This is a genomic window from Aquimarina rubra, from assembly GCF_042684305.1.
Classification (GTDB): domain Bacteria; phylum Bacteroidota; class Bacteroidia; order Flavobacteriales; family Flavobacteriaceae; genus Aquimarina; species Aquimarina rubra.
This window is the reverse complement of the sequence record NZ_JBHULE010000019.1, coordinates 2,216,094-2,237,932: the sequence shown is the minus strand read 5'-3', so window position 1 is coordinate 2,237,932 and position 21,839 is coordinate 2,216,094. Positions and strand designations below refer to the sequence as shown.

Below are 21,839 nucleotides of genomic sequence, written 5' to 3'. Positions count from 1 at the left end.
ACAACATCTACAGTGATGGTCTCTGCAACTCCTGAATCCGTATTTAAATCATTGTCGGTAACTGTAACTGTTAAAGTATCTCCCGGAATACTCGTATCCGTAATATCAACAGTACCAGTAACTCCTGTAACAGGAATATCCGTACAAAAATCAAAACCTCCTATAGCCGAACCGTGTTGAGCACCTGTATTACAAGTAGAACAGTTCTGCCACACAATTGTTATACTAGAAATTCCATCTAAGTCTTCAAAATTCACACCTATCTGGTCATTATCATTAGCTACAGAACTTCCCGTAGCATCAATTTGTCCATTAGCTCCGTTAGAAGTGTAAGAAGGTGTAGTTGAATTTGTAAATGTTGGAAAAATTGTATTACCTGCACCATCTGTTGCAGTTACAATGTATGAATCACCGCTTCCAGCACCATTTTCATTAATATTATATAAATCAAACCCAACAGAGTAAATATTTGAACTAAATGTAATGGTTTGTGTTATTCCGGTTGTTCCAAAACCAGTGGTAAAATATTCTAAAACATCGTCTCCAACTATTCCCGTAGCATTAGAGCTTACACTAGGAGTAGGACCTCCAAAACCTACAGGCCAATTACTTAAAGTACCTGTTTCTCCAGAAAAAGTATGTGTAATACTAACTCCGGATCCATCAACATCGTTAAAAGTATTTGTTAAAGCACCATCCGGAGTCCAATCAAACTCATCTATTCCATTTGGAACAAAACCATCCCATATTAAATTATATACGGTATCATCACAAGCAGGACCTTGATGCAATATCACAGGTGTAGGCGCAGTACAAATATTTGCTCCAAGAGCTGTAACTCTCGGGTTCGATCCAAGTGCGTAATCAACACCAGTTTCTGTTACCAAACCATTAGATAAATTAACTGTTGCAGGATCCACTGTCCCAAATTGTCCACCATCACCACCATCTGCATTAGCGTCATTATATGCTTCATTAGCATCACTACAACCGTCGTTATCAGAATCTAGATCCTGCGTATTTGGTATACCATCTCCATCAAAATCACAAAGACTTTGAGAAATCAAAATATCATCTATTGCAAGATCATTACCTCCTCCTCCCGGAGCATTGTTAATTAGAACAAACTCAATCGGATCACTTGAAGTTGGTGTAAAAGCTCCGATAAATTCTTGCCAATCAACAGTTCTTAATAAATCGCCGGTATCAAAAGTATATACAACAGAGCCTCCTTGTTCTATATTACACGTTATATTTGGGAATACTCTTGTATCTGTACTTGGTGAATTTTCAAAATCAATATTTAGCGCCCAAAATGCTATATTTAGTTGTTGTCCTTCAACCACATTAAATACTGATCTTCTATAGAATTCTAAACCTGCTATATTATTAGAGTTATAAATAGCCATTCTACCCGTAAAATCTGTTGGGCCAGTAGTATGATCTCCTATCGTTTTCCAAACTGAAGAAGCAAACGTTGGTGCAGTAGCCTGAATATCCTCAAAAATAGTATATTCTCCATCCTGAAGATCGATAGGGTTTCCTCCACCATTACCAGAGCCCGTTCCATCTTCGTAGCTATAATTTGTATATACAGAAGATACACGAGTACCATCACCCACTCCAAAATCTTCTGATAATAAGGTAAAGTTAACTCGTGGATCTGCAACCCCACAACCGTTTTCATCGCTATCCAGAATACCGTCATTATCATCATCTAAATCCGTGGTATCCGGAACTGTATCACCATCACTATCTTTTAATACTACAATACTCACCACTGCTATATCGCAAGAGAAAGTAGATCCTGTAGGACAAATTTGATATGTCAATGTATACTCCCCAACTGGAACAGTAATTGCAACATCCACAGAACCTGTTCCGGTGTTTAAAGTAATTCCTGGATTATCTGAACCAACCAAGGTAAGATCTACTGTAGAAGTTGTAGGAGTTGCTCCCTCGATATCATCATTGCTTAAAACATTCGCAACGGTTTGCCCTCCTATTCCTTCGACTACAGTTGCGCCTAAGTCATCAACTGCATCAAGGTCTACAAAGTTAGAACAGGTTGCAGGAGCTGTTACGACAAGATCTATTATTTGACAAGTTGGTTCATTATCATCTGTTATTGTTATGGTTATATCTCCTCCAGAAATTGGAAAAGGTCCAAAAACCGTTGAACCTCCATATGTTCCTGTTCCAGAAGCTCCCCCAGAAACGGTATATGTAGTTCCTAAATCTGTTCCCGTTGGATTTAATTCAAAGGTAAAGGTATCATCACTACCATCAGAATTTGTTCCATTATCGTCACAGACTATAGAACTTAAACCAGCGTCAGCTATATTACAATTAGTACAATTTGCAGAATTTGACAGATCACAATAATCTATAGTTCCCGCCAGTACTTTATCGATAAATGTTTGATTTAAAGTAGAATTCACAACTCCAGGCGTCCTACCTGTAGCGTCCGATCTAACTATGTTAGAACTACTCTCCCAATCTCCACACTGGAAAGAAAATGTGCTTCCTGTTCCACCAGCACCAGCATTAAAAGAAGATGCTCCACTAGGAAAACTCGGAAAAGGGGCAGTTACATCACCATAAGAATACCCATGAAAGAATGAACCATCAGGCCTTCTTACTTGTATCACATCGCCTCCATTTCTAAAAGTAATTCTTGACCAAGATGGTGCTACACTAGTACACGGTAAATAACTGGTATCAGATGTAGTTGGTCTTGTACTACATCCATTTAAGGAAGAATGATTTCCAGGAAGAATATACACTCCATCTCCATTACTATCAGTAGGATCATCTGCCGGAATACTTGCATCCTTTTCTCCTTCATTATATATCACTATTAATGATCCAGGAGTTACATTATTAAAAGCACTACCTAAAATCAAGTATCCTTGAGCAATCCCAACTCCTCCTCCACTTAATTCGAAATCCCCATTATTATCATCAATAATCCAACCTGTAAGATCCACCGGGGCGGTTGGGTTTGCAGAATCTCCAACTACCAAAAGCTCTACCCATTCCTGTGAACCACCATTACCATTTGAAGCCTCGTTTAATATAATTCCGGCTGTACTTGTTACAACCGCTCCTGTTGTGCCTTGTGGACTTCCTGTTATTGTTGGGATACCATTAGAATCAACATCCCCAGGCGTATTTGCTAAATTATTATCAATAGTTAAATCTGTTGCGGTAAAAGCTCCATCTCCTTCTAACGTATCAAAACATCCATCATCATCACTATCCGTATCTAAATGATCGGGTATCGTATCATTATCAGAATCAATAAACGTACAATAAATTAAATTTGAAAATAAGAAGGTGACGTTTCCATTATTCACGACATTACCATCCTGTCTGGCTTTGTTCGTAATAATACTAAAAGAAGAAACCTGTCCTTCTATAACCACATCAGAGTAGTTAAGTGTAGTATTGCCGGAACCAGCTGTATAAGAAGTTATAGTAGGAGATAAACTATTATTATTTACGATCAAATGGGAGTTTCCTCCGGAAGTAGTTGTATAAGCACCTGTAGGAAAAGTAGTTGGCGCCATTAATTCTCCCAAGGTTATAGACTGAACATTTGTACCCGTAGCATTTACTGTTACTTTATCACCGCTATCAATTCCAGACCATCGAAATTGGACATCTGTAACGATCTCACTAAAAGTAAAAGTGTATACAACACTTTCATTGACCCCATCATCTATTTGCTGTCCTTGAACTCGAAGCGAAGTAGCATCCTCAACTAACAATTGTGATAAAACACCACCATCTACTTGATTCACCACAGCGGTTAAATCCACATCAACTCCATCAAAATCATAAATATCGTTAATAGCACCTACTCCATTTTGATTTCCGCCTGGCGCTGAACCTACATTAATAAATGCTCCTGAACAATTTAATCCCTCATCCGTATCCAGGATTCCGTCATTATCATCATCCTGATCAACAGAATCAGCAATCAAATCTGAATCGGTATCTTGTCCAAAAGAACTATTAGGTATTAATAAAAGTAAAAATAGAGTCAAAAGCACAAAACGCAGTGCCTGACCCCAACAGATTTGGGTATTTTTTTTCATATGACGATGGTTTACAATAGCTTGTAAAGGTTATGGGTGGTAACTTTTACAAGCCATTTATAAATATCTAAAAAATATTTATAATTTCAAAAACAGCGAAAATTACGGTAAAACCATAATAAACACTATATACAAATATTGCAATAGTATTATGAATTTAATAACTTTTTTCCCGTATATTTTTTACATTTTCGATGAAATACACAATTTTAAGCCATAAAACACACTGATAACACAATATTTCGAAATAGCCCAGTTTTAAAGACTTCTGATGTCTTTGTCTTTTTAAGTAGTATATTTGCAAACTTTAGCAATAGAACTACAATGAAATTCACTGAGGAAATAAAAAGACGACGAACTTTTGGTATCATTTCGCACCCTGATGCAGGTAAAACTACTTTAACAGAAAAATTACTTTTATTTGGAGGAGCTATCCAGGAAGCTGGAGCGGTGAAATCTAATAAAATTAAAAAAGGTGCTACCAGTGATTTTATGGAAATTGAACGCCAGAGAGGGATTTCTGTAGCAACGTCTGTTTTAGCTTTTGAATATCAAGGTGTTAAAATTAATATTTTAGATACCCCAGGGCACAAGGATTTTGCAGAAGACACCTTTAGAACTCTTACCGCGGTTGATAGCGTTATTGTAGTAATTGATGTTGCCAAAGGTGTAGAGGAACAAACTGAAAAACTAGTTTCGGTATGTAGAATGCGTAACATACCTATGATCGTTTTTATAAATAAATTGGATCGAGAAGGAAAAGATGCTTTCGAACTGCTAGATGAAGTGGAACAAAAGCTTGGGTTGAAGGTTACTCCATTAAGTTTTCCTATCGGAATGGGATATGATTTTAAAGGAATTTATAATCTCTGGGAAAAAAACATCAACCTTTTTAGTGGAGATAGTAGAAAAAACATAGAAGAAACCATTGAGATATCTGATTTATCTTCTTCCGAATTAAATACCCTGATTGGTGATACTGCGGCCAAAACTTTGCGGGAAGAAATAGAATTAGTTGATGGTATTTATCCTTCCTTCGATAAAGAAGCATATCAAAATGGGAACTTACAACCTGTATTTTTTGGCTCTGCCTTAAACAACTTTGGAGTTCGCGAATTATTAGATTGTTTCGTGTCCATCGCACCTACACCGAGACCTAAAGAAAGTGATATTAGAATCGTAAAACCAGACGAAAAAGATTTTACAGGTTTTGTCTTTAAGATTCATGCAAATATGGATCCTAAGCATAGGGATCGATTAGCATTTATTAAAATAGTTTCAGGGACTTTTGAAAGAAATGTACCTTACTTGCATACCCGACATAATAAAAAGCTTAAATTCTCTAGTCCTAATGCTTTTTTTGCAGAGAAAAAAGAAATTGTAGACATCTCCTATCCCGGTGATATTGTGGGCTTGCATGATACCGGGAATTTTAAAATCGGAGACACACTTACCACCGGAGAGCAATTAAATTATAGAGGAATTCCTAGTTTTTCTCCAGAGCATTTTAGATATATCAACAATGCAGATCCTATGAAATCCAAGCAATTAGCAAAAGGAATTGATCAGTTAATGGATGAAGGGGTTGCCCAATTATTTACTTTAGAACTAAATGGAAGAAAAGTAATTGGTACCGTTGGAGCACTACAATACGAAGTAATACAATATAGATTAGAGCACGAGTATGGGGCGAAATGTACTTATGAAAATCTTAATGTACATAAAGCTTGTTGGGTAGATGCAGAAGATGAAACGAATGACGAGTTTAAAGATTTTAAACGCGTGAAAAGTAAATTTCTGGCAAAAGACAAACAAGGTCAATTGGTGTTTTTAGCAGATTCCTCTTTTAGTCTTCAAATGACTCAACAAAAATATCCTTCTATCACTTTTCACTTTACTTCAGAATTCTAAAACTATTTTAAAGTGGTTTTTAGGCTGTTTCACAAAAAACAGGTAAAATAACACTGGTTAAAAACAAAAACCGATTAAATAAAAAATATTTAATCGGTTTTTAGTTTATATATAATTTAAAACTATATTTAATTCTATGTTAATAACAAATACTTATATCAATCTTTGGAACTATCAAAAGAACGTTTTCCTCCCAGAATTTCAAAAAACAACTTAAAATCTGAAATCAAACTCCAAAAAGGGTACTTAAATGTTGCGGGTTTATTTTTCTCGAAAAAAGCGTGACCAACCCAAGCAAAACCATATCCAACCGCAGGAACTAAAAACCATTTCCAACTCCAACCATAATATATGGCAATCGCAATAATTACAAACACCAAAAAGGTTCCTATAAAATGTAAGGTTCTACTTGTCTTATTTTGATGCTCGCTAAGATAGAACTTATAGAATTCTGAATAGGTTTTAATTCGATCAGACATATTGATATATTCTTATTTAAGAACGTTTAAGATAATAAAAATATATTTTCTGATCAAGTTCAATATATTTCAAAAAAAAGATCCGCATGATTTTTTAATCAAGCGGATCATTATATTCTTAAGATATTTTACACCTACTATGCTTGTCCTGTTGGACCAAAATTCAAAGGGATCGGTGGTTGTTCATAATCTTTAATTTCACCATGAGCAGCTTCAAATCTCGATACATTATCCCCTAAAGCCTTTAATAGTCTTTTAGCGTGTTGAGGAGTTAAAATAATTCTACTCTTTACCTTACTTTTAGGTCTTCCGGGCATGATATTCACAAAATCTACCACAAATTCAGATACTGAATGATTAATAATTGCCAGATTACTATAAATCCCATCCGCAATAGCATCATCCAATTCTATGTTTAACTGATTTTGTTTTTGTTTCTTTTCGTCTGCCATTTTATAATATTTTATTTGAACACATTGGTTCTTAAAACAGAAAGCCTGCCAATTGGCAGGCTTTACTGATTAATTATAATTAACTTCTTGTCGTTGTTCCATTCGATCTTCGAATTCTTCTTTAGAACCCACTATGATACTCTCATAGTCTCTCATACCGGTTCCGGCAGGGATTCTATGTCCAACGATTACATTCTCTTTCAATCCTTCCAGATCATCAACTTTACCACTTACCGCGGCTTCGTTTAATACTTTGGTTGTTTCCTGGAATGATGCTGCAGAGATAAACGATTTAGTCTGTAGCGAAGCTCTTGTAATACCCTGAAGTATTGGAGTCGCTGTGGCAGGAGTAACATCTCTTGCCTCCACTAAGTTCTTATCTTCTCTTCTTAGAATAGAGTTTTCATCTCTAAGATCTCTTGGAGAGATAATCTGACCTGCTTTCAGGTTTTCACTATCCCCTGCATCTTCTACTACTTTCATTCCGAAAATAGCATCATTTTCCTGGATAAAGTCCGATTTATGAACCAATTGATTTTCTAAGAAGATTGTATCTCCCGGATCCTGAATTCTAACTTTACGCATCATTTGACGTACTACTACTTCAAAATGCTTATCGTTAATCTTCACACCCTGTAATCGATATACTTCTTGTACCTCGTTTACCAAATACTGCTGTACTGCTGAAGGCCCTTTGATTTTAAGGATATCTTCTGGAGTTACAGAACCATCTGATAATGGCATACCTGCACGTACAAAATCATTCTCCTGTACAAGAATCTGGTTAGATAATTTTACAAGATACTTCTTGATTTCACCAATTCTAGATTCTACAATGATCTCACGATTACCACGCTTGATCTTACCAAATGATACAACACCATCAATCTCACTAACAACGGCAGGGTTCGATGGATTACGTGCTTCAAATAATTCTGTTACACGTGGAAGACCTCCTGTAATATCCCCAGCTTTTGCTGACTTACGCGGAATCTTAACCAACACTTTACCAACCTCGATCTTTTCATTATCATCCACCATTAAGTGAGCTCCAACAGGAAGGTTATATGAACGAAGAACTTCGTCTCCTTTACCCATAATCAGTAGTGTAGGTATCTTTTTCTTATCACGTGATTCTGAGATTACTTTTTCCTGGAATCCAGTTTGTTCATCTATTTCTACCTGATATGTTATCCCTTGTTCTACATTTTCGTAAGCAACTTTTCCTGCAAATTCTGAAATAATTACACCATTATATGGATCCCACTGACAGATACTTTGATCTGCTTTAACAGTATCTCCACTCTTGATAAACAATTGAGAACCATAAGGTATAAGATTTGTACTCAGTACAATTTTAGTTTTCGGATCTATTACTTTTACTTCAGAAGTACGAGAAATAACTACATCAATTTCGTTTCCTTCAGAATCCTGACCTTTTACAGTCTTCAATTCTTCTATTTCTGCTTTACCGGCAAATTTAGATTTTAATTGATTTTCTTCTGAAATGTTACTTGCAATACCTCCTACGTGAAAAGTACGTAATGTAAGCTGCGTACCCGGTTCTCCAATTGACTGAGCTGCAACAACCCCAACTGCCTCACCACGCTGCACTGTTTTACCAGTTGCAAGATTACGTCCGTAACATTTAACACAAATACCTTTCTTAGCTTCACAAGTAAGGGCAGAACGAACTTCCACAGACTCTACCGGAGAGTTTTCGATATTCTTTGCCGTTACATCATCAATTTCTACACCTGCTTCTACAAGTACTTCTTGAGTTAAAGGATTAATTACGTCTACTAAAGAAGTTCTACCTGCAATTCTTGCTGCAAGACCTTCAATAATTTCTTCATTTTTCTTTAATGGACTAACTTCTACTCCTCTAAGTGTTTCACAATCTTCAACATTCACAATCACATCTTGTGCAACATCCACTAAACGACGAGTAAGGTATCCAGCATCGGCAGTTTTAAGTGCCGTATCCGCAAGACCTTTACGAGCTCCGTGAGTAGAGATAAAGTATTCAAGAATTGAAAGACCTTCTTTAAAGTTAGAAAGAATCGGGTTTTCAATAATTTCTCCACCTGCAGAATTTGATTTTTTCGGTTTTGCCATCAATCCACGCATCCCTGTAAGCTGACGAATCTGTTCTTTAGATCCCCTTGCTCCAGAATCAAGCATCATATACACCGAGTTAAACCCTTGTTGATCTTCTCTAATACGCTTCATCGACAATTCTGTCAACTCAGCATTGGTAGATGTCCATATGTCAATTACCTGATTATAACGTTCGTTATTAGTAATAAGACCCATGTTATAATTTGCAACGATATTATCAACTTGCGCGTTAGCATCGGCAATCATGGTATGTTTCTCTTTTGGGATAATGATATCTCCCAAACTGAACGATAAACCTCCTCTAAATGCAAAATTATATCCTAGAGTTTTAATCTCATCCAAGAAAACAGCCGTTTCCGGTACACTTGTAACTTTTAGGATATCTCCAATAATATCTCTAAGAGATTTTTTGGTCAATACCTCATTGATATATCCAGCTCTTTCAGGTACTTTTTCATTAAATAAAACTCTACCTGTTGTAGTTTCTATGATCTTAGTAACTAATTCTCCATTTTCATCGATATCTTTTGTTCTAACTTTTATGTTAGCATTGATATCCAATCTTTTCTCATTGTAGGCAATAATAACCTCTTCTGGAGAATAGAACGTTAGATCCTCACCTTTAATTTCTAATTCTGGCGTAGACCTGCGAGACTTAGTCATATAGTATAGACCTAGTACCATATCCTGAGAAGGTACCGTTACTGGTGAACCATTCGCAGGGTTTAAGATATTATGAGAAGCTAACATTAATAACTGAGCTTCTAATATAGCTTCTGGTCCTAATGGTAAATGCACCGCCATCTGATCTCCATCAAAATCGGCATTAAATGCCGTACATACCAATGGGTGTAACTGTATTGCTTTACCTTCAATTAGTTTAGGCTGGAAGGCCTGAATACCTAGACGGTGAAGCGTTGGAGCACGGTTTAGTAATACCGGATGTCCTTTTAGAACATTCTCTAAGATATCCCAAACAACAGGCTCTTTTCTATCTATAATTTTCTTTGCAGACTTTACTGTTTTTACAATACCACGCTCAATCAACTTTCTGATCACAAATGGTTTGTATAACTCGGCTGCCATGTTCTTAGGAAGACCACATTCGAATAATTTCAGTTCTGGTCCCACAACAATCACAGAACGAGCAGAATAATCCACACGTTTACCAAGTAAGTTCTGACGGAAACGTCCTTGCTTACCTTTTAATGAATCTGATAAAGATTTCAACGGTCTGTTAGAATCTGTCTTAACTGCAGAAGCTTTACGTGTATTATCGAATAAAGAATCTACCGATTCCTGTAGCATACGCTTTTCATTACGTAAAATTACTTCTGGAGCTTTGATTTCCATCAAACGCTTAAGACGATTGTTACGAATAATTACACGACGATATAAGTCATTTAAATCAGACGTAGCAAAACGACCACCATCTAGTGGTACTAAAGGACGTAATTCTGGTGGAATTACCGGAACTACTTTAAGAATCATCCATTCCGGACGGTTTTCTCTATTCTTATTGGCATCACGTAAGGATTCTACCACCTGAAGACGTTTTAATGCTTCAGTCTTACGTTGCTTAGAAGTTTCATTATTTGCTTTATGTCTTAATTCGTAAGATAACTCATCAAGGTCAATTCTCTTTAAGATTTCGATAAGGCATTCTGCCCCCATCTTAGCGATGAACTTATTCGGATCCGTATCATCAAGATATAAATTCTCTTGAGGAAGGCTATCTAAGATATTTAGGTATTCTTCTTCTGTAAGGAAGTCCATTTTTTGAACAGGCTCTCCTTCTTCATTTTTAGCGATACCTGGTTGGATTACTACGTATCTTTCGTAGTAAATAATCATATCTAATTTCTTAGATGGTAGCCCTAATAAATATCCAATTTTGTTTGGTAAAGAACGGAAATACCAAATATGTGCCACTGGCACAACTAAGTTAATATGTCCTACACGATCTCTACGAACTTTCTTTTCTGTTACTTCAACTCCACATCGATCACAAACGATCCCTTTGTAACGAATTCTTTTATATTTACCACAAGCACATTCAAAGTCCTTTACAGGTCCAAAAATACGCTCACAGAACAAACCATCACGCTCAGGTTTGTGAGTACGATAATTGATAGTTTCAGGTTTTAAAACCTCTCCCTGTGACGCCGCTAAAATTGACTCAGGAGATGCTAAACCTATCGAGATTTTATTAAATCTCTTTACTGTATTCTTATCATTATTTCTTGCCATAATATATGGTTGCTTAAGAATTATTGTAATTTAAAATTGAATAATAAATGATGTATCGCACCCTTCGACTTCGCTAAGAGTGCGATTCAATCTATATTATTCTTCTAATCTGATATCAAGACCCAGACCTTTCAATTCATGCATTAATACATTGAATGATTCCGGTAATCCTGGCTCTGGCATAGGCTCTCCTTTTACGATACTTTCGTATGTTTTAGCTCTTCCTATTACATCATCAGATTTAACAGTCAATATTTCACGAAGGGTAGCAGAAGCACCATAAGCTTCTAATGCCCATACTTCCATCTCTCCAAAACGCTGACCACCAAACTGAGCTTTACCACCAAGTGGTTGCTGCGTAATCAATGAATATGGACCAATAGAACGTGCGTGCATTTTGTCATCAACCATATGCCCTAACTTAAGCATGTAGATTACACCTACAGTTGCTGGTTGATCAAAACGATCTCCTGTACCACCATCGTATAAATATGTATGTCCGAATCTTGGAATACCTGCTTCATCTGTAAACTCATTGATCTGATCTAAAGAAGCTCCATCAAAAATCGGAGTAGCGTATTTTCTACCTAATTTCTGACCAGCCCAACCTAATACAGTTTCATAAATCTGACCAATATTCATACGAGAAGGTACCCCTAATGGATTCAATACGATATCTACCGGTGTTCCATCTTCTAAGAATGGCATATCTTCTTCTCTTACGATACGTGCAACAATACCCTTGTTACCGTGACGACCTGCCATCTTATCTCCTACTTTTAGTTTACGTTTTTTAGCGATGTAAACTTTAGCTAGTTTTATAATTCCAGAAGGTAATTCATCTCCCACAGAGATTGTAAATTTCTCTCTACGTAAGTTACCTTGTAAATCATTTTCTTTAATCTTAAAGTTGTGGATCAAATCCGCAACCATCTTGTTAAGATTATCATCAGTAGTCCAGGTACCTTTAGTAAGATGCGCATAGTCATCAACACTGTTAAGCATCTTTTGAGTAAACTTCTTACCTTTTGGAAGTACTTCTTCTCCTAAATCATTAATAACCCCTTGAGAAGTCTTACCTCCTACGATTATAAATAATTTATCTACTAATTCTGCTTTTAATAATGCAAATTTTGCATCATAAGATCTCTCTAATATTGAGATATCTTCTTTATCCTGAGAACGCTTGCGCTTATCTTTAATAGCACGCGCAAATAACTTCTTGTCAATAACAACACCGTGTAAAGATGGAGAAGCTTTTAAAGAAGCATCTTTCACATCTCCTGCCTTATCACCAAAGATCGCTCTTAACAGCTTCTCTTCAGGTGTAGGATCACTTTCTCCTTTTGGCGTAATCTTACCAATAAGAATATCTCCTGGTTTAATTTCAGCACCAACACGGATCATTCCGTTTTCATCAAGATCTTTGGTAGCTTCTTCAGAAACATTAGGGATATCGTTAGTCAATTCTTCATTACCTAACTTAGTATCTCTAACTTCTAAAGAGTATTCATCGATATGAATAGAAGTAAAGATATCATCTCTAACTACTTTTTCAGAAATCACGATTGCATCCTCAAAGTTATATCCTTTCCAAGGCATGAAGGCAACCTTCATATTTCTACCTAAAGCAAGTTCTCCGTTCTCTGTTGCATACCCCTGACATAAAACCTGTCCTTTTTTCACTCGATCTCCAACTCTTACAATTGGTTTCAAGTTTATAGAAGTACCTTGATTTGTTTTACGGAATTTGATCAGGTTGTATGTTTTAGAATCACTATCAAAACTTACCATTCTCTCCTCTTCCGTTCTATCGTATTTGATAGTAATCTTCTGAGCATCTACATATTCTACTACTCCTTCTCCTTCTGCATTAATTAATACTCTTGAATCCGAAGCTACCTGACGTTCAAGTCCTGTACCTACTATTGGAGCATCTACTCTTAATAATGGAACTGCCTGACGCATCATATTCGATCCCATCAATGCACGGTTCGCATCATCATGTTCTAAGAAAGGAATTAATGAAGCAGAAATAGAAGCAATCTGGTTTGGAGCAACATCTGCATAATTTACCGATGATGGATCAATTACAGGGAAGTCACCTTCCATACGTGCAATTACCTTATCACTCTCTATTGTACCATCTTCTTTTAATGGTAAGTTAGCTTGCATGATTAATTTCTCTTCTTCCTCTTCTGCACTTAGATATTTAAACTCACTTAAATCTACCTTACCATCTTCCACTTTTCGATATGGAGTTTCAAGGAATCCCATTGAATTCACTTTTGCAAATACCGCAAGCGAAGAAATCAATCCAATATTTGGTCCTTCAGGTGTTTCAATTGGGCACAAACGACCGTAATGTGTATAGTGTACATCTCGAACCTCAAAACCTGCTCTTTCTCTCGATAAACCACCAGGTCCAAGAGCAGAAAGCCTACGCTTATGAGTAATCTCTGCTAATGGATTTGTTTGATCCATAAACTGAGATAACTGATTAGTACCAAAGAAAGAATTGATTACAGAAGACAACGTCTTTGCATTGATCAAATCTATAGGTGTAAATACTTCATTATCTCTAACATTCATACGCTCGCGAATCGTACGAGCCATACGTGCTAAACCAACACCAAACTGTTGTGACAATTGCTCTCCTACAGTTCTTACACGACGGTTAGAAAGGTGATCAATATCATCAATCTCAGCTTTAGAGTTGATTAACTCTATTAAGTATTTTATAATGGTAATAATATCTTCTTTGGTAAGTACTTGCTTATCCATTTCGATATTAAGACCTAATTTTTTATTCATTCTATAACGACCTACTTCACCAAGGTTATAACGTTGGTCTGAAAAGAATAACTTGTCAATAATACCTCTTGCAGTTTCCTCATCAGGCGGTTCTGCATTACGTAATTGACGGTATATATGTTCTACGGCTTCCTTTTCAGAATTCGTAGGATCTTTTTGTAATGTATTATGGATGATCGCATAATCACCTTTCTGGTTATCTTCTTTATGAAGTAGAATGGTTTTAGCTCCAGAATCCACGATCTCATCTAAGTGATCTTTATCCAGGACAGTATCACGATCTAAAACAATTTCGTTACGCTCTATAGAAACAACTTCTCCTGTATCTTCATCAACGAAATCTTCGTGCCATGTATTTAATACACGAGCTGCAAGTTTACGACCCAAGACTTTCTTTAATCCTGATTTAGAAACCTTCACCTCTTCTGCAAGGTCAAAAATTTCCAAAATATCTTTATCTCTTTCGAAACCGATAGCACGGAAAAGTGTAGTTACCGGTAATTTTTTCTTTCTATCAATATATGCGTACATAACGCTATTGATATCTGTAGCAAATTCTATCCAAGAACCTTTAAAAGGAATTACTCTGGCAGAATATAGCTTAGTTCCATTCGCGTGGAATGATTGTCCAAAGAACACACCAGGTGAACGGTGTAACTGAGATACAACAACACGTTCTGCTCCATTAATACAGAATGTACCACTAGGAGTCATATAAGGAATCGTACCTAAATATACGTCCTGCACGATTGTCTCAAAATCTTCGTGCTCAGGATCAGTACAAAAAAGTTTTAAACGAGCTTTAAGAGGCACACTATAAGTAAGTCCTCTTTCTATACATTCTTGCAAATCATATCTTGGAGGATCTACAAAGTAGTCTAAAAATTCTAGTACAAATTGATTACGTGTATCCGTAATCGGGAAATTTTCCATGAAGGTATTATAAAGACCCTCATTTCCTCTTTCTTCAGACTTTGTTTCTAATTGAAAGAAGTCCTGAAAGGATTTGATCTGGATATCTAAAAAGTCTGGATATTCAGGTCTATTCTTTACAGAAGAAAAATTCAATCTTTCAGTTTGCGTTGCTAACATCAATGGACGGAATTAAATTAAAGTTTAAAAAACAGCGTATTTTAATACATCATATTTATATACGCAAAATGGTTTAGACCTTAGAGAGAATTCTCCAGGTCTAAACCTCTATGTCAATATATGGTAAGCTTACTTAAGCTCAACCTCTGCTCCAGCCTCTTCTAATTGAGCTTTAAGAGCTTCTGCTTCGTCTTTTGCTACTCCTTCTTTAATTGCACTTGGAGCATCATCAACTAATCCTTTAGCCTCTTTAAGACCTAGACCAGTTAATTCCTTCACAAGTTTTACAACTGCTAATTTAGCACCACCAGCTGCTTTAAGGATTACATCAAATTCAGTTTTTTCTTCAGCAGCATCTCCACCAGCAGCTCCACCACCAGCAGCAACAGCCACTGCAGCAGCAGCAGGCTCGATACCATACTCATCTTTTAATATATCAGCTAACTCATTAACTTCTTTTACTGTTAAGTTAACTAATTGTTCTGCGAATTCTTTTAAATCTGCCATTTTCTATCGTTTTAAATAATTTTTTTTAATTGAAATATAATTTGTTAAAAAGTGCGTACTCGCTTAGATTATCCTTCTTTTTCGGATAATGTTTTAAGAATACCAGCTATAGTACCTCCGCTTGACTTTAATGCTGAAATAACATTCTTAGCAGGCGATTGTAGTAAGCCAATGATTTCTCCGATAACTTCTTCTTTAGACTTGATATCTACAAGTGCATCCAGAGTTTCGTCTCCCACAAAGATTGCTTCTTCTACAAAAGCACCTTTTAATAAAGGCTTCTCAGATTTCTTACGAAATTCTTTGATAACTTTTGCCGGAGCATTACCAGTCTCAGAAAACATAATAGAGGTATTACCTTTTAATACATTTGGTAATTCTCCGAAATCTTTATCTGAATTCTCCATTGCTTTTGCAAGGAGGGTATTCTTAATTACTTTTAATGATACGTTAGCTTTAAAACAAGCTCTACGTAAGTTTGAAGTTGTTCCTGCATCCAAACCTGAAATATCCGCTAAATAGATATTAGAGTTTTCAGCTAACTGAGCAGTTAAGTCTTCAATTACTTGTGATTTTTCTTCTCTTGTCATAATCGTTTATCTTAATTACCCAGCAAAGTTCTTAGAATCAATCTCCACACCAGGGCTCATTGTAGAAGACATATATATAGACTTAATATATATACCTTTAGCAGCCACAGGTTTTAACTTCACTAATGTTGTTAATAATTCTTTTGCATTTCCTGCAATTTTATCTGCAGAAAATGATGACTTTCCGATTGCAGCGTGAACAATGCCGGTTTTATCCACTTTAAAGTCGATTTTACCAGCTTTAACATCAGAGACAGCCTTTGCTATATCCATTGTTACTGTACCTGTCTTTGGGTTAGGCATTAAACCACGTGGTCCTAAAACTCGACCTAATGGACCTAATTTACCCATAACACTAGGCATTGTAATGATCACATCTACATCAGTCCATCCACCTTTGATCTTGTCAAGATATTCATCAAGACCTACAAAATCAGCTCCAGCTTCTTTAGCTTCAGCTTCTTTATCTGGTGTTACCAATGCGAGAACTTTAACATCTTTTCCTGTTCCGTGAGGTAATGTTACCACACCACGTACCATCTGATTTGCTTTACGAGGATCTACGTTCAAACGAACAGCAAGATCTACAGAGGCATCAAAATTTACGTTTGTTATTTCTTTTACTAAAGCAGAAGCTTCGTCTAATGAATATGCTTTATTCTTTTCAACTTTAGCTCTAACTTCTTTTTGCTTTTTAGTTACTTTTGCCATTTTCTACACGTTTTTGGATTAAAAAGGAGCTTGTCCTTTTACAGTTACACCCATTGAACGAGCGGTACCGGCAATCATTTTCATAGCAGATTCTATAGTAAATGCATTTAAATCTTGCATTTTATCTTCTGCAATTGTACGAACTTGATCCCAAGTAACACTAGCCACTTTTTTACGATTTGGCTCTCCAGAACCTTTTTTCGTTTTTGCTGCTTCCAGTATTTGAACTGCCGCAGGTGGAGTCTTAATTACAAAGTCAAAAGATTTGTCCTTGTAAACATTAATAACAACTGGCAATACTTTACCAGCCTTATCTTGTGTCCTACCATTGAATTGCTTACAGAATTCCATGATATTCACTCCGGCAGCACCTAAAGCAGGTCCAACAGGTGGGGATGGGTTAGCCGCTCCTCCACGTACTTGAAGTTTTACAACCTTACTTATCTCTTTAGCCATTTTTCTAATTTTAAATTAGAATTGTTCTATAAAGTGGAAGCAATAAGAACAATTCAGGATATATAACGTAACAATTATTATACTTTTTCTACTTGCATATAGCTTAATTCTAATGGCGTTTTTCTTCCAAAAATCTTAACCATTACTTCTAGCTTACGCTTTTCTTCATTTACCTTTTCTACGGTACCATTAAAACCGTTAAATGGACCATCAATCACCTTCACTGTTTCTCCAACAGTATAAGGAATAGCCACATTATCAGTTTTCACAGCAAGCTCATCTACTTTACCAAGCATTCTATTAATTTCTGCTTTTCTTAAAGGCACAGGATCCCCTCCTTTTACCTCTCCAAGAAAACCAATAACACCATTAATAGATTTTATAATATGCGGTATTTCACCAGAAAGGTTTGCTTCTATCATCACATACCCCGGAAAATACACTCTTTCTTTATTTATTTTTTTGCCATTTCGGATTTGAACCACTTTTTCAGTAGGAACCAAAATTTGAGAAACATAGTCTTCCATACCCAAATGAGCAATCTCTCGCTCAATGTAGTCCTTGACCTTATTCTCCTGGCCACTAACAGCACGTACAACGTACCATTTTTTTGTATTACTAACCTCAGCCATTATAATTATGATTTAACTAAAGTGAAATAATACTCTATCACATTACTAAATACAGTATCTACTCCCCAGATAGCTAAAGAAAAAATAACCGAAAAAACAATAGTAACTAAGGTTAGTCTTTGCGCTTCCGCCCAAGGAGTCCAAGTTACATGGTTTTTCAACTCGCTATATGATTCCGTAATGTAATTTATTAATCCAGCCATCTTGTTATTCTTTTTAATGACAAAAACTATTGTCATTTGAAATTCATTCTACAAGCTTTATGCAATGAACATTAGCACAAGCTACTTAAGCACGGGTTGAGAGGCTCGAACTCCCGACACCTGGTTTTGGAGACCAGTGCTCTACCAACTGAGCTAAACCCGTATACATAAGTCAAGGTATTCGTCGTAACGAATACCTCTCCTCATATATTAATATATTGTATTAGTCTAAAATTTCAGTAACCTGTCCAGCACCTACTGTTCTACCACCCTCACGGATTGCAAAACGAAGACCTACATTCATTGCAATTGGCTGAATAAGCTCAACAGTAATTGTTAAGTTATCTCCAGGCATTACCATTTCAACTCCATCAGGAAGCGCAATGTTTCCAGTTACGTCAGTTGTACGAACGTAGAACTGAGGACGGTAGTTATTATGGAATGGAGTGTGACGTCCACCTTCTTCTTTTTTAAGGATATACACCTCAGCTTTGAATTTAGCATGTGGAGTTACAGATCCTGGCTTAGTAATTACCATACCACGAGAAATCTGAGTTTTTTCAATACCTCTTAATAAGATACCAGCATTATCTCCAGCTTCACCTCTATCCAATATCTGACGGAACATCTCAATACCAGTAATAGTAGAAGTAAGTTTCTCAGCTCCCATACCGATGATCTCAACAGGATCTCCAGTGTTAGCAATACCAGTTTCGATACGTCCAGTTGCAACGGTACCACGACCAGTAATAGAGAATACATCCTCGATTGGCATTAAGAAAGGCTTATCAATCTCACGTAATGGCTCCTCGATCCACGCATCTACTTCTTTCATCAATTCCATCACAGTATCAACCCATTTTTGCTCACCATTTAGAGCTCCAAGAGCTGAACCAGAAACTACAGGCCCATTGTCACCATCATACTCATAGAAAGAAAGAAGATCTCTTACTTCCATCTCTACTAATTCTAGTAATTCCTCATCATCAACCATATCCACTTTGTTAAGGAATACAACGATTCTTGGAATACCTACCTGACGTCCTAAAAGGATGTGCTCACGAGTTTGTGGCATTGGACCATCTGTAGCAGCAACCACTAAGATTGCTCCATCCATTTGCGCAGCACCAGTAACCATGTTCTTTACATAATCGGCGTGACCTGGACAGTCAACGTGTGCATAGTGACGGTTAGCTGTTTGGTATTCTACGTGAGAAGTATTAATAGTAATACCTCTTTCTTTTTCTTCTGGAGCGTTATCGATAGTATCGAAATCTCTAGCCTCAGAAAGACCAGCATCTGCTAATACCTTAGTAATCGCAGCCGTTAAAGTTGTTTTACCGTGATCAACGTGTCCAATAGTACCAATATTTAAGTGCGGTTTGGAACGATCAAAAGTTTCCTTTGCCATAATTAATTTATTTAATCTTAGTTATATATTAGTGTTCAATTAATGCTTCTGAACTAAGAGCCAATGACGAGATTTGAACTCGTGACCTCTTCCTTACCAAGGAAACGCTCTACCCCTGAGCTACACCGGCTTTTTAAAGTACACAATGATAAACCAGACTCCTTCATTATATATCGAAAGAAAACCGATTCATCATTACTTTTATTTTAAAAATCCAATGCTAATTTTGCATCAAGATTAGCTCTGTATTTTTTCAGAGCGGGAGACCGGGTTCGAACCGGCGACATTCAGCTTGGAAGGCTGACGCTCTACCAACTGAGCTACTCCCGCGTTTTACAATTCTGTAATCAAAATTGAAGGTTGTGGGGAGAGCAGGATTCGAACCTGCGAAGGTAAAAACCAACAGATTTACAGTCTGTCCTCGTTGGCCGCTTGAGTATCTCCCCAATTATTATCATTATTTTAGAATGAACTTCTAAATTTTGAATGCGCAAAAGTAATCAAATATTTCACAATTCAAAATTTAATTTTAAAAGCTTTAATTTTCTACAAAATTAACCCTTTAAAAGAGCCGATGGAGGGACTCGAACCCACGACCTGCTGATTACAAATCAGCTGCTCTAGCCAGCTGAGCTACATCGGCTTTTCAGTATGTTTTTGAACATAAAAAAGTCCGCTATTTCTAACGGACTGCAAATGTATAGAATTTATTTATTACACAAAACAATTTTTTAAAAAAAATCATCAAACATGTGCATTTAATTTCTCCTTCCGTTTTCGTAATTGTCTTTCCAATGAACTAACACACTCATCTACACCCTCTTCAAAACTTTTATTTATTTTTTTAATTATAAACTCATCTCCTGGAACACTCAGCAAAATTTCGGTAATTTTATTTTCTTTACTACTTGTATTCATAACTTTCAAAAAAACATCAGCGTGGATAATACGACTGAAATGATTCTCCAGTTTATCCAATTTTGCCTGTGTAAAATCTACCAATTTTTGATCGACATTAAAATTTACGGATTGCAAGTTCACTTTCATAGGTGTTAGTTTAATTGGTTGAACATATATTTAAAGCCTAAAAGAAATCACGTAACCACTACGCTTTACTTTTTATTCCTTGGATGAGACTGTTTATACACTTTAGCTAACTGCGCTACACTTTGATTTGTATATACCTGAGTAGCCGCTAAACTGGAATGACCAAGCAATTCTTTTACAGCATTTAAGTCTGCTCCTTCATTAAGAAGATGCGTCGCGAATGAATGTCTCAATATATGCGGGCTTCTTTTTATCTTAGAAGATGCCTTACTAAAATAACCATTTATGATTCGATACACAAGTGTTTCATAGATTTTAACTCCTTTTTCTGTTAGTAATAAAAAAGGTTCTTCAGAATCCGCTACAACTTCTGCCCGCAGCGCTACATATTTTTCTAAAGTACCAAGTAACGAAGGTATCAAAGGAATATACCTTTCTTTATTTCGCTTTCCTAAGACTTTAACCTGTTTATTAGAAACATCCAGGTCACCTAACGTAAGATTCACCAATTCGATTCTACGCATTCCGGTTGCATAAAAAAGCTCTACAATCAATCTGTCTCTTACACTTTTAAAATCTTGCCCCTCCTTTAATTCATTTAATACATTTTCTACCTCCAGACTAGAAAACGGAATTTGTATTTTCTTAGACGCTTTCAAAGCCTGATGCTTTGCCAAAGGGTTTTTATCAATTTGCTCGGATTTAAGCAGAAATTTATAATAAGTTTTAAGCGAAGATACTTTTCTATTAATAGTTCTATTAGAAATACCTGTGTCTACCAAATCTATAATCCAAGAACGAATCTGAGGATAATTTGATTTTGATATATTTTTTACACCATACTCTTTCTCATAAAATTCGATAAAGGCTAATAAATCCGTTTTGTAAGCCGCAACAGTATGTATAGAATACTTTTTTTCTAAAAGGAGATAATCAATAAATTCTTTGATAAACATAAAAAACCATTAGACAGTAAAAGTATAAAACTTTTAACATCTAATGGTTTTAATTTATCTATACTGAAAAACGAAGTTCGATTTCATTTTAAGAAATCAATACA

At 36.2% G+C, this 21,839-nt stretch carries 15 protein-coding genes and 5 tRNA genes; 1 reads left to right on the top strand and 19 read right to left on the bottom strand.

Annotated features, from left to right (window positions below; translation table 11 throughout):
- The coding region (locus ACFSR1_RS18455) for a beta strand repeat-containing protein (protein ID WP_378294485.1) at nucleotides 1–4,103 on the bottom strand (4,103 nt) is incomplete at its 3' end.
- Nucleotides 4,104–4,427: 324 nt separating this feature from the next.
- Between ACFSR1_RS18455 and ACFSR1_RS18450 the strand changes: the two genes are divergently transcribed.
- Nucleotides 4,428–6,014, top strand: coding sequence for a peptide chain release factor 3 (locus ACFSR1_RS18450; protein ID WP_378294484.1), 1,587 nt, complete (start codon nucleotides 4,428–4,430; stop codon nucleotides 6,012–6,014).
- Between the two features lie 158 nt (nucleotides 6,015–6,172).
- On the opposite strand, the gene ACFSR1_RS18445 is transcribed toward ACFSR1_RS18450, so the two are convergent.
- The 18 genes from ACFSR1_RS18445 to ACFSR1_RS18360 form a co-directional block, all read right to left on the bottom strand.
- Nucleotides 6,173–6,493: an Mpo1-like protein gene (locus ACFSR1_RS18445; protein ID WP_378294483.1), complete on the bottom strand. Its 321-nt coding sequence runs from the start codon at nucleotides 6,491–6,493 to the stop codon at nucleotides 6,173–6,175.
- A gap of 137 nt (nucleotides 6,494–6,630) precedes the next feature.
- Complete coding sequence (locus tag ACFSR1_RS18440; RefSeq protein ID WP_378294482.1) at nucleotides 6,631–6,945, bottom strand: DUF3467 domain-containing protein; 315 nt, start codon at nucleotides 6,943–6,945, stop codon at nucleotides 6,631–6,633.
- Nucleotides 6,946–7,014: 69 nt separating this feature from the next.
- Nucleotides 7,015–11,316, bottom strand: a complete 4,302-nt coding sequence (gene rpoC, locus ACFSR1_RS18435; protein WP_378294481.1) for a DNA-directed RNA polymerase subunit beta' — start codon at nucleotides 11,314–11,316, stop codon at nucleotides 7,015–7,017.
- Between the two features lie 96 nt (nucleotides 11,317–11,412).
- Nucleotides 11,413–15,222 (bottom strand): DNA-directed RNA polymerase subunit beta, encoded by a 3,810-nt coding sequence (rpoB, locus tag ACFSR1_RS18430; RefSeq protein ID WP_378294480.1) that lies wholly within the window; start codon nucleotides 15,220–15,222, stop codon nucleotides 11,413–11,415.
- Between the two features lie 129 nt (nucleotides 15,223–15,351).
- On the bottom strand, nucleotides 15,352–15,729 hold the full coding sequence (gene rplL, locus ACFSR1_RS18425; RefSeq protein ID WP_378294479.1) for a 50S ribosomal protein L7/L12: 378 nt from the start codon (nucleotides 15,727–15,729) through the stop codon (nucleotides 15,352–15,354).
- 68 nt (nucleotides 15,730–15,797) lie between these two features.
- On the bottom strand, nucleotides 15,798–16,319 hold the full coding sequence (gene rplJ, locus ACFSR1_RS18420; protein ID WP_378294478.1) for a 50S ribosomal protein L10: 522 nt from the start codon (nucleotides 16,317–16,319) through the stop codon (nucleotides 15,798–15,800).
- A 15-nt stretch (nucleotides 16,320–16,334) separates the two neighbouring features.
- Complete coding sequence (rplA, locus tag ACFSR1_RS18415) at nucleotides 16,335–17,030, bottom strand: 50S ribosomal protein L1 (protein ID WP_378294477.1); 696 nt, start codon at nucleotides 17,028–17,030, stop codon at nucleotides 16,335–16,337.
- Nucleotides 17,031–17,048: 18 nt separating this feature from the next.
- Entirely contained in the window at nucleotides 17,049–17,486 is a 438-nt protein-coding gene (gene rplK, locus ACFSR1_RS18410) for a 50S ribosomal protein L11 (protein ID WP_378294476.1), read from the bottom strand.
- 77 nt (nucleotides 17,487–17,563) lie between these two features.
- Nucleotides 17,564–18,118, bottom strand: a complete 555-nt coding sequence (gene nusG, locus ACFSR1_RS18405) for a transcription termination/antitermination protein NusG (protein WP_219011422.1) — start codon at nucleotides 18,116–18,118, stop codon at nucleotides 17,564–17,566.
- A 5-nt stretch (nucleotides 18,119–18,123) separates the two neighbouring features.
- Nucleotides 18,124–18,321: a preprotein translocase subunit SecE gene (gene secE / locus ACFSR1_RS18400; RefSeq protein WP_118457940.1), complete on the bottom strand. Its 198-nt coding sequence runs from the start codon at nucleotides 18,319–18,321 to the stop codon at nucleotides 18,124–18,126.
- Between the two features lie 90 nt (nucleotides 18,322–18,411).
- Nucleotides 18,412–18,484: transfer RNA gene (locus ACFSR1_RS18395), tRNA-Trp, on the bottom strand.
- A 60-nt stretch (nucleotides 18,485–18,544) separates the two neighbouring features.
- Complete coding sequence (gene tuf, locus ACFSR1_RS18390) at nucleotides 18,545–19,732, bottom strand: elongation factor Tu (protein WP_378294475.1); 1,188 nt, start codon at nucleotides 19,730–19,732, stop codon at nucleotides 18,545–18,547.
- A gap of 58 nt (nucleotides 19,733–19,790) precedes the next feature.
- Nucleotides 19,791–19,862: transfer RNA gene (locus ACFSR1_RS18385), tRNA-Thr, on the bottom strand.
- A gap of 127 nt (nucleotides 19,863–19,989) precedes the next feature.
- Nucleotides 19,990–20,062 (bottom strand) — tRNA-Gly (locus ACFSR1_RS18380).
- A 33-nt stretch (nucleotides 20,063–20,095) separates the two neighbouring features.
- Nucleotides 20,096–20,178, bottom strand: a tRNA-Tyr gene (locus ACFSR1_RS18375).
- A gap of 123 nt (nucleotides 20,179–20,301) precedes the next feature.
- Nucleotides 20,302–20,375, bottom strand: a tRNA-Thr gene (locus ACFSR1_RS18370).
- Nucleotides 20,376–20,476: 101 nt separating this feature from the next.
- Nucleotides 20,477–20,779, bottom strand: a complete 303-nt coding sequence (hpf, locus tag ACFSR1_RS18365; RefSeq protein ID WP_378294474.1) for a ribosome hibernation-promoting factor, HPF/YfiA family — start codon at nucleotides 20,777–20,779, stop codon at nucleotides 20,477–20,479.
- Between the two features lie 65 nt (nucleotides 20,780–20,844).
- On the bottom strand, nucleotides 20,845–21,735 hold the full coding sequence (locus ACFSR1_RS18360; protein ID WP_378294473.1) for a tyrosine-type recombinase/integrase: 891 nt from the start codon (nucleotides 21,733–21,735) through the stop codon (nucleotides 20,845–20,847).
- Nucleotides 21,736–21,839 lie beyond the last annotated feature (104 nt).

Excerpts from the sequence above, each read along its gene's own strand:
- ACFSR1_RS18450 (WP_378294484.1), top strand. The coding sequence starts at position 4,428 with ATGAAATTCACTGAGGAAATAAAAAGACGACGAACTTTTGGTATCATT.
- ACFSR1_RS18445 (WP_378294483.1), bottom strand. The coding sequence starts at position 6,493 with ATGTCTGATCGAATTAAAACCTATTCAGAATTCTATAAGTTCTATCTT.
- ACFSR1_RS18440 (WP_378294482.1), bottom strand. The coding sequence starts at position 6,945 with ATGGCAGACGAAAAGAAACAAAAACAAAATCAGTTAAACATAGAATTG.
- rpoC (WP_378294481.1), bottom strand. The coding sequence starts at position 11,316 with ATGGCAAGAAATAATGATAAGAATACAGTAAAGAGATTTAATAAAATC.
- rpoB (WP_378294480.1), bottom strand. The coding sequence starts at position 15,222 with ATGTTAGCAACGCAAACTGAAAGATTGAATTTTTCTTCTGTAAAGAAT.
- rplL (WP_378294479.1), bottom strand. The coding sequence starts at position 15,729 with ATGGCAGATTTAAAAGAATTCGCAGAACAATTAGTTAACTTAACAGTA.
- rplJ (WP_378294478.1), bottom strand. The coding sequence starts at position 16,319 with ATGACAAGAGAAGAAAAATCACAAGTAATTGAAGACTTAACTGCTCAG.
- rplA (WP_378294477.1), bottom strand. The coding sequence starts at position 17,030 with ATGGCAAAAGTAACTAAAAAGCAAAAAGAAGTTAGAGCTAAAGTTGAA.
- rplK (WP_378294476.1), bottom strand. The coding sequence starts at position 17,486 with ATGGCTAAAGAGATAAGTAAGGTTGTAAAACTTCAAGTACGTGGAGGA.
- nusG (WP_219011422.1), bottom strand. The coding sequence starts at position 18,118 with ATGGCTGAGGTTAGTAATACAAAAAAATGGTACGTTGTACGTGCTGTT.
- secE (WP_118457940.1), bottom strand. The coding sequence starts at position 18,321 with ATGGCTGGATTAATAAATTACATTACGGAATCATATAGCGAGTTGAAA.
- tuf (WP_378294475.1), bottom strand. The coding sequence starts at position 19,732 with ATGGCAAAGGAAACTTTTGATCGTTCCAAACCGCACTTAAATATTGGT.
- hpf (WP_378294474.1), bottom strand. The coding sequence starts at position 20,779 with ATGAAAGTGAACTTGCAATCCGTAAATTTTAATGTCGATCAAAAATTG.
- ACFSR1_RS18360 (WP_378294473.1), bottom strand. The coding sequence starts at position 21,735 with ATGTTTATCAAAGAATTTATTGATTATCTCCTTTTAGAAAAAAAGTAT.